The sequence below is a fragment of the Micromonospora sp. NBS 11-29 genome (assembly GCF_002140155.1).
GTDB lineage: Bacteria > Actinomycetota > Actinomycetes > Mycobacteriales > Micromonosporaceae > Micromonospora.
Window position 1 is genome coordinate 1 of record NZ_NAPR01000015.1, and the last position, 9481, is coordinate 9481.

The 9481-nt window shown below is 76.8% G+C and carries 2 protein-coding genes; both read left to right on the forward strand.

The features are described from left to right. Positions 1 to 8635, forward strand: an 8635-nt coding sequence (locus B1205_RS20620; protein WP_140158114.1) for a type I polyketide synthase, incomplete at its 5' end; no start/stop codon positions are given. A 34-nt stretch (positions 8636 to 8669) separates the two neighbouring features. Next, the coding region (locus B1205_RS20625; protein ID WP_254910092.1) for a beta-ketoacyl synthase N-terminal-like domain-containing protein at positions 8670 to 9481 on the forward strand (812 nt) is incomplete at its 3' end.

Consider the following 9481-nt stretch of genomic DNA (forward strand, 5'->3'; position numbering starts at 1 on the left):
GAATGGTTTGACGGCGCCGAATGGTCCGTCGCAGCAGCGGGTGATTCGGCAGGCCCTGGCGAATGCGCGGTTGTCGACGGCGGATGTGGACGCGGTGGAGGCGCATGGCACGGGTACGACGTTGGGTGATCCGATTGAGGCGCAGGCGCTTCTGGCGACCTACGGGCAGGACCGCGAGACGCCGCTGCTGTTGGGGTCGGTCAAGTCGAACATCGGGCACACGCAGGCCGCCGCCGGTGTGGCCGGTGTGATCAAGATGGTCCTCGCGATGCGGCACGGACTCGTGCCGCCGACGTTGCATGTGGATGAGCCGTCCCCGCACGTCGACTGGAGTGCCGGGGCGGTAGCGCTGGCGACGGAGGCCACGCCGTGGCCGGATCTGGACCGGCCGCGTCGGGCTGCCGTCTCCTCGTTCGGCATCTCCGGCACCAACGCCCACGTCATCCTCGAACACGCCCCGGCAACCGCCGCCCCCGCCGAGTTCCGACCCGGCGCCGCCACCGACGCCGGCGTCGTCGCGCTCCCACTCTCCGCCGCCGACCGGGCCGCGCTGCCCGAACAGGCCGCCCGGCTGCGCGCCCACCTCGCCGCGTACCCCGAATTCGGGCCGGCGGAGGTCGCCCACGCCCTGACCGCCACCCGGACCGCCTTCCCGCACCGCGCCGTCGTGCTCGGACAGGATCCCGACGAGCTGCTTCGCGGGCTCACCGCGCTCGTCGACGGCGAGACCGTCCCCACCGTGGTCACCGGGACCGCCCTGCGCAACCCCGCACCCGTGTTCGTCTTCTCCGGCCACGGCGGGCACTGGCCCGGCATGGCCGCCGACCTGCTCGACGGCTCACCCGTCTTCGCCGCCTCCATCGCCGAGTGCGAGACCGTCCTGTCGCCCTGGGTCGACTGGTCCCTGACCGACGTGCTGCGCGGCGTCGACGGCGCCCCGCCACTGGTCGCCTCCGGCGTGGTCCAACCCGCGCTCTGGGCCGTGATGGTGTCCCTGGCCCGGCTGTGGCGCTCCCTCGGCGTACGGCCCGGCGCCGTCGTCGGCCACTCCCAGGGCGAGATCGCCGCCGCCTGCGTGGCCGGCGCGCTCTCCCTCGAGGACGGCGCCCGGATCGTCGCCCTGCGCAGCCAGGTGCTCGCCGACATCGCCGGCCGCGGCGGCATGGCCTCCGTCGCCCTGCCCGCCGAGCGGGCACACCGGCTGCTGCGCCGCTGGGACGACCGGCTCTGCGTCGCCGTGGTCAACGGCCCCGGCTCGGTGGTGGTCGCCGGTGACCCGGACGCCCTCGCCGAACTGGTCGCCGCCTGCGCCGCCGACGACGTGCGGGTCCGCCCGCTCGACGTCGACTACGCCTCCCACTCGCCGCACGTCGAGGCCGTCGCCGACCGGCTCCTGGCCAGCCTGGCCGGGATCACCGCCCGCCCCGCCGAGGTGCCCTTCTACTCCGCGCTCACCGGCGAACAGACCGACACCACCACGCTCGACGCCGACTACTGGTACCGCAACCTGCGGCAGACGGTGAACTTCGAGCAGGCCGTGCGCACCCTCCTCACCGACGGCCACCAGGTCTTCCTGGAGGTCGGCCCGCACCCGGTGCTCAGCTTCGGCATGCAGGAGACCATCGACGACGGCGACCACGAGGCCGCCGTGGTCAACAGCCTGCGCCGCGACGCCGGCGGCTGGCCCCGCGTCCTCACCGCCCTGGCCGAGCTGCACACCCGGGGCGTCGGCGTGGACTGGACCGCGGTCTGCGGCATCGCCGCCGGACCGGCCGTCCCGCTGCCCACGTACGCGTTCCACCGGCAGCGCTACTGGCCCGACTCGCCGGTGCGCACCGGACCGGTCGCGACCGCCGAGGACCCGGCCGACCGGCAGTTCTGGGACGCGGTGGAACGGGCCGACGCGGACGCGCTCGTCGCCGCCCTCGACGTCGACGGCAACGACGCCCGCGCCCTGGGCGAGGCGCTGCCGGTGCTCTCCGGGTGGCGGCAACGCCGACGCGACGAGACCACCGTGGACGCCTGGCGCTACCGGGTGCGCTGGCAGCCCCTCACCACCGCCTCGACGGTCCGGCTGACCGGCACCTGGCTGCTCGTCGCGCCCGCCGCGTACGCCGGTGACCCGCTGGTCGGGCAGGTCGTGGCGGCCCTCGGCGAGGCCGGCGCCGGCGTCGTCCCGGTCACCGTCGCCGACCCGGACCGGTCGGCGCTGGCCGCGCAGCTCGCCGACCTCGACACCGACGCGATCACCGGGGTGCTGTCGCTGCTCGCGCTCGACGAGACCGACCACCCGGACCGACCGGTCGTGCCGGCCGGGCTCGCCGGCACACTCGCGCTCGTCCAGGCGCTCGGCGACGCCGGCTGCGCCGCGCCGCTGTGGTGCGCCACCCGCGGCGCCGCCTCCACCGGCCGCGCCGACCCGCTCGACCACCCCCGGCAGGCCCTGGTCTGGGGTCTCGGCCGGGTCGTCGCCCTGGAACACCCCGACCGCTGGGGCGGCCTGGTCGACCTGCCGGCCGTGCTGGACCGGCGGGCCCGGGGCCGGCTCGCCGTGGTCCTGGCCGGCGTCGGGCACGAGGACCAGCTCGCGGTCCGCCCCTCCGGCCTGTTCGGCCGCCGGCTGGCCCGCGCCGGCGGTGACACCCCGCCGACGGGTGCCGGCTGGCAGCCCACCGGCACCGTCCTGGTCACCGGCGGCCTCGGCTCGCTCGGCGCGCACGTCGCCCGCTGGCTGGCCCGCGACGGCGCCGACCACCTCGTGCTCACCGGCCGGCAGGGCCCCGCCGCACCCGGCGCGGCCGAACTGGAGGCGGAACTGACCGCGCTCGGCGCGACCGTCACCATCGCCGCCTGCGACGTCGCCGACCCCGACGCGCTGCGCGCCCTGGTCGACCGGCTCACCGACCAGGGCGTACGCGTCGACGCGGTCTTCCACGCCGCCGGCGTCGCGCACGCCGGCCCACTCGACGCCACCGGACTCACCGACCTCGCCGACGGCCTCCACGCCAAGGTGGCCGGCGCGGTCAACCTCGACCGGACCTTCGGCGGCGACGTCGCCGCGTTCGTGCTCTTCTCCTCCGGCGCGGGCGTCTGGGGCGGCGGCCTCCAGGGCGGCTACGCCGCCGGCAACGCCTTCCTCGACGCGCTCGCCGAGGACCGCCGCCGGCGCGGCCTGCCCGCCACGGCCGTGGCCTGGGGTGCCTGGGACGGCGGCGGCATGATGGACACCGAGGGCGCCGCCGACCAGATGTTCCGCTCCGGCGTCCGGCCGATGCGCCCCGACCTAGCCGTCGCCGTGCTCGCCCGCGCGCTCGCCCAGGACGAGACCACCCTCGCCGTGGCCGACATCGCCTGGGACCGGTTCCACCAGACGTACGCGCTGGCCCGCCCCCGGCCGCTGATCGAGGACCTGCCCGAGGTGGCCCGCCTCCTCGCCGCCACCCGCGTCGACGACGAGCCGGCCGAGTCGTCCCCGCTGCGCGGCCGGCTCGCCGGCCTGGCCGAGCCGGACCGCCGCCGCGCCCTGCTGGAACTGGTCCGGATGCACGCCGCCGCCGTGCTCGGCCACGCCTCCGCCGAGGCGATCGGCGCGGACCGGCCGTTCCGCGACCTCGGCTTCGACTCGCTCAGCGCGGTGGAGATGCGCAACCGGATCGCCGAGGCGGTCGGGCTGCGGCTGCCCGCCACGCTGGTCTTCGACCGGCCCACCCCGGAACTGCTCGCCGCCTGGCTGGCCGACCGGATCCTCGGCGTCACCGAGACCGCACCGACGCCCACCCGGGCCGTGGCCGCCTTGGACGAGCCGATCGCCGTCGTCGCGATGAGCTGCCGCTACCCGGGCGGGGTCGACAGCCCCGAGGAGCTGTGGCGGCTGGTCGCCGACGGCCGGGACGCGATCGGCCCGTTCCCCGCCGACCGGGGCTGGGACCTCGACGCCATCTACGACCCCGACCCGGACACCCCCGGCACCTCGTACGCCCGCGAAGGCGGCTTCGTCACCGACGTCGGCGGCTTCGACGCCGGCCTGTTCGGCATCTCGCCCCGCGAGGCGCTGGTGATGGACCCGCAGCAGCGGCTGCTGCTGGAGACCGGGTGGGAGCTGTTCGAACGGGCCGGCCTCGCGCCGGCCGGGATGCGGGACTCCAGCACCGGCGTGTTCGTCGGCACCAACGGTCAGGACTACGCCACGCTGCTGATGGCCGCCCGCGCCGAGACCGAGGGCTACCAGGCCACCGGCAACGCGGCGGCGGTGGTGTCCGGCCGGCTGTCCTACACCTTCGGGTTGCAGGGCCCCGCCGTCACCGTCGACACCGCCTGCTCGTCGTCGCTGGTCGCGCTGCACCTCGCCGTGCAGGCGCTGCGGGCCGGCGAGTGTGACCTGGCGATGGCCGGCGGCGTGACCGTGATGGCCACCCCCGGGCCGTTCCTGGAGTTCGCCCGGCAGCGCGGCCTCGCCGCGGACGGCCGGTGCAAGTCCTTCGCCGCCTCCGCCGACGGCACCGGCTGGGGCGAGGGCGCCGGCCTGGTGCTGCTGCAACGCCTCTCCGACGCCCGACGCGACGGGCGGCGGGTGCTGGCCGTGGTACGCGGCTCGGCGGTGAACCAGGACGGCGCGAGCAACGGCCTCACCGCCCCGAACGGCCCCGCCCAGCAGCGGGTCATCCGGCAGGCGCTGGCCAACGCCGGGCTCACCCCGGCCGACGTGGACGCCGTCGACGGGCACGGCACCGGCACCCGCCTCGGCGACCCGATCGAGGCCCAGGCGTTGCTGGCCACGTACGGGCAGGATCGCCCCGCCGACCGGCCGCTGCTGCTCGGCTCGGTCAAGTCGAACCTCGGTCACACCCAGGCCGCGGCCGGCGTGTCCGGCGTGATCAAGATGGTGCTGGCGCTTCAGCACGGCCTGCTCCCGCCCACGCTGCACGTCGACGAGCCCACCCCGCACGTCGACTGGTCCACCGGCGGCATCGACCTGCTCACCGAGGCCCGCCCCTGGCCGCAGACGGACCGGCCGCGTCGGGCGGCGGTGTCGGCGTTCGGCGTCAGCGGCACCAACGCCCACGTCGTCCTCGAAGCGGCCCCGCCGGTCGACGATCCCGCGCCGGAACCGGAGACCCCGCCCCGGGCGACGCTGCCGCTGCTGCCGTGGCCGCTCTCCGCCGCCGACTCCGACGGGCTGCGCGCCCAGGCCACCCGCCTGGCCACCCACCTCGCCGCCGACACCGCCGACGGCGCCGACACCGCCGACACCGCTGACGACGACGCGGTGGCGCGGACGCTCGCCACCGCCCGCTCCCACCTGCGGCACCGCGCGGTGCTGCTGGCCGGCGACCCCGACACCCGGCTGGCCGCGCTGCGGGCGCTGGCGGCGGGGGAGGACCACCCCGCCGTGCACCGGGACGTGGCCGCGCCCGGCGGCGCGCTGGCGATGCTCTTCTCCGGGCAGGGCGCCCAGCACGCCGGCATGGGCCGCGAGCTGTACCAGGCGCTGCCCACCTTCGCCGAGGCGCTCGACGAGGTCTGCCAGCACCTCGACGCGCACCTGCCCCGACCGCTGAAGAGCGTGCTCTTCGCCGCCGAGGGCAGCGCCGACGCCGCGCTGCTCGACCAGACCGCGTTCACCCAGGCCGGGCTCTTCGCCGTCGAGGTGGCGCTGCACCGCCAGCTCGCCGACTGGGGGGTGCGCCCCGACCTGGTCGCCGGGCACTCCGTCGGCGAGATCACCGCCGCGCACGTCGCCGGCGTGCTCACCCTGCCCGACGCGTGCACGCTGGTCGGCCAGCGCGGCCGGCTCATGCAGGCGCTGCCGGCCGGCGGCGGCATGCTCGCGGTGGCCGCCGGCGAGACCGAGGTGACCGACGCGCTCGCCGGACACACCGACCGGGCCGCGGTCGCCGCCGTGAACGGACCGGCCGCCGTCGTGGTCGCCGGCGCCGACGACGCGCTGTCCGCGCTCGCCGAGGACTTCACCACCCTCGGCGTACGCACCAAGCGGCTCACCGTCAGCCACGCGTTCCACAGCCCGCTGATGGAGCCGATGCTGGCCGAGTTCGCCACCGTCGCCGCCGGCCTCGACTACGCCGCGCCGACCGTGCCGCTGGTGTCCAACCTCACCGGTCGGGTCGTCGACGCCGACGAGATCCGCACCCCCGACTACTGGGTCCGCCACGTCCGGGAGGCGGTGCGCTTCGGCGACACCGTCACCCACCTGCGTGAACTCGGCGTGGGCACGCTGCTGGAGGTCGGCCCGGACACCGTGCTCACCGCGCTGGCCGCCGACGCGCTGCCCGACGGCGGACCGCTGGTCACCGGCGTGCAACGTCGCGGCCGGGACGAGGTGCCCGCGCTGCTCGGCGCGCTGGCCCGACTGCACTGCCACGGCGTACCGGTGGACTGGGCGGCGCTGCTGCCCGACGCCGACCCGGCCGACCTGCCCACGTACGCGTTCCGCCACCAGCGGTACTGGCCGGTCGGCGACGGCGAGGTGCTCGGCGGCGCCGCCGCGCCCGCCGCCACCGACCCGGTCGACGACGCGTTCTGGCAGGTCGTCACCGCCGGCGACGGCGACGCGCTGGCCGACCGGTTCGGCGTCGACCCGGACCGGCCGCTGCGCGACCAGCTGCCCACGCTCGCCGACTGGCACCAGCGGCGGCGCGCCGACGCGGTCGCCGACGGTTGGCGCTACCGGATCACCTGGCCCCGCCGGCAGCTCACCGCCGGTCCGGCCGCCGGGGACTGGCTGCTGGTCACGCCCACCGACGACCCCGCCGACGCGGCGGGCCGGCTCGCCGAGCTGATCGGCGCGCACGGCGGCGACGTCCGCACGCTCACCGTCGACCCGGCCACCGTCACCCGCGCCGACCTGGCCGGGCACCTGCCGGACCGGCCCAGCCGGATCGTCTCGCTACTCGCGCTGGACGAGCGGCCGCACCCCGCGTACCCGGGCGTGCCGGCCGGACTCACCGGCAACCTCGCGCTGGTCCAGGCCGTCACCGAAGCCGCGCCGACCGGGCCGCTGTGGCTGCTCACCCGGCAGGCGGTCAGCACCGGTCCGGGCGACCCGCTCACCCGGCCGACGCAGGCCACCACCTGGGGCCTCGGCCTGGTCACCGCGCTGGAACACCCGGCACACGCCGGTGGCCTGCTCGACCTGCCCGCCGACCTCGACGCCGCGACCGGCGAGCACCTGCTGCGGGCGCTGACCAACACCGACGGCGAGGACCAGCTCGCCGTCCGCCCGACCGGCGTCCACCTGCGCCGGCTCACCCGGGCGCCGCGCCCGACCCGGCCGGACACCCCGGCCTGGTCCGCGCCGGACACCGTGCTCATCACCGGCGGCACCGGCGCCATCGGCCGGTACGCCGCCGGCTGGTTCGCCCGGCACGGCGCCCGCCGGCTGATCCTGGTCAGCCGGCGCGGCCCGGACGCACCGGGTGTCGCCGACACCGTGGCCGAACTGGCCGACCTCGGCGCGCAGACCCGGGTGGTCGCCGCCGACCTGGCCGACCGCGCCGCCGTCACCGCGCTCGTCGACGCGCTGCGGGCCGAGGGCGAGACGGTACGCGCGGTGGTGCACGCCGCCGGCGTGGGCCGCCTCAACCCGCTGCGCGCGGTCGCCACCGACGAACTGGCCGACGTGGTGTCCGGCAAGACCGCCGGCGCCCGCCACCTCGACGAACTGCTCGACGCCGACGAGCTGGAGCTGGTCGTCTACTTCTCCTCCATCGCCGCCGCGTGGGGCGTCGGCGACCACGGCGCGTACGCCGCGGCCAACGCGTTCCTCGACGCGTGGGCGCAGTCCCGCCCCACCGGCCGGGCCCGCGTGGTCTCGGTCAACTGGGGGCCGTGGGCCGGCGGCGGCATGGTCAGCGCCGAGCACGCCACCGCGATGAGCCGGCGCGGCGTCACCCTGCTGGACCGGGAGCCGGCGATGGCCGCGCTGCGCGCCGCGATCACCGGCGACGGCACCGTGCTCACCGTCGCCGACGTCGACTGGGCGCGTTTCGCGCCGGTCTTCGCCGCGGCCCGGCACCGGCCGTTGATCGCCGACCTGCCCGAGGTGGCGGCGCCCGCCGCCGCCGACCCGGGCGACGTCGCCGGCGCGGACACGCTCGCCGAGCTGCGCAAGCGTCTCGCCGACCTGCCCACCGCCGAACAGAACCGGCTGCTGGTCGACCTGATCCGCGCCGCCGCCGCCGAGGTGATCGGCCACGACAGCCCGCACGCGCTGGAGGCCGACCGGCCCTTCCGGGACCTCGGGTTCGACTCGCTGACCGCGGTGGAGCTGCGCGGCCGGCTGGCCCGCTCCACCGGCCTCGACCCGGCCAGCTCGGTGGTGTTCGACTACCCGACCCCGCAGGCGCTCGCCGAGCACCTGCGCGGCCAGCTCGTCGACGAGGCCTCGGCGCGGGAACTGCCCACCGTCGAGGAACTGGACCGGCTGGAGGAGGCGCTCACCCTGCGCGAGCGCGACGACATCGGCCGGGTGCGGATCACCATGCGCCTGCACCGGCTGCTGGAACGCCTCGGCGCGGACGAGCCGGCGGAGTCGACCGGCGACGTCGCCGACCGGCTGCGTACGGCCAGCAACCAGGAGCTCTTCGACCTTCTCGACCGCGATCTCGGGTTGTCCTGAGGCACGCGTGGCACACCAGGGAGCGAGATCGACCATGGCGGACACGGCAGTGGGCACCACCGGCCCGGGCGGGGACGAGCAGCGGCTGCGGGAGTACCTGACCCGGGTCGTCACCGAGCTGCACCAGACCCGCCAGCGGCTGCGCGAGGTCACCGCCCAGGAGTCCGAGCCGGTGGCCGTGGTGGCGATGAGCTGCCGCTACCCGGGCGGGATCACCTCACCGGAGGAGCTGTGGCGGTTCGTCGCGGACGGCGGCGACGCCATCGGCGACTTCCCCACCGACCGGGGCTGGGACCTCGACCTGCTGCACCACCCCGACCCGGAGAACGCCGGCACCTCGTACACCGCCTCCGGTGGGTTCCTCGCCGACGCCGGGCAGTTCGACGCCGCCCTGTTCGGCGTCTCCCCGCGCGAGGCGGTCGCCATGGACCCGCAGCAGCGGCTGCTGCTGGAGGTCACCTGGGAGCTGTTCGAACGCGCCGGCCTGGCCCCGCTGTCGCTGCGCGGCAGCCGCACCGGCGTCTTCGTCGGCACGTCCGGGCAGGACTACGCCGCGGTGCTGCACCGCGCGCCCAACGCCGAGGGGTACGTGCTCACCGGCACCGCCGCCAGCGTGGTCTCCGGCCGGCTCGCCTACACGTTCGGGCTGGAGGGCCCGGCGATCACCGTGGACACCGCCTGCTCGTCGTCGTCGGTCGCGGTCCACCTCGCCGCCCAGGCGCTGCGCGAACGCGAGTGCGGGCTGGCGGTGGCCGGCGGCGCCACCGTGATGGCCACCCCCGGCCCGTTCGTCGAGTTCTCCCGCCAGCGCGGCCTGGCCGCCGACGGCCGGTGCAAGTCGTTCGC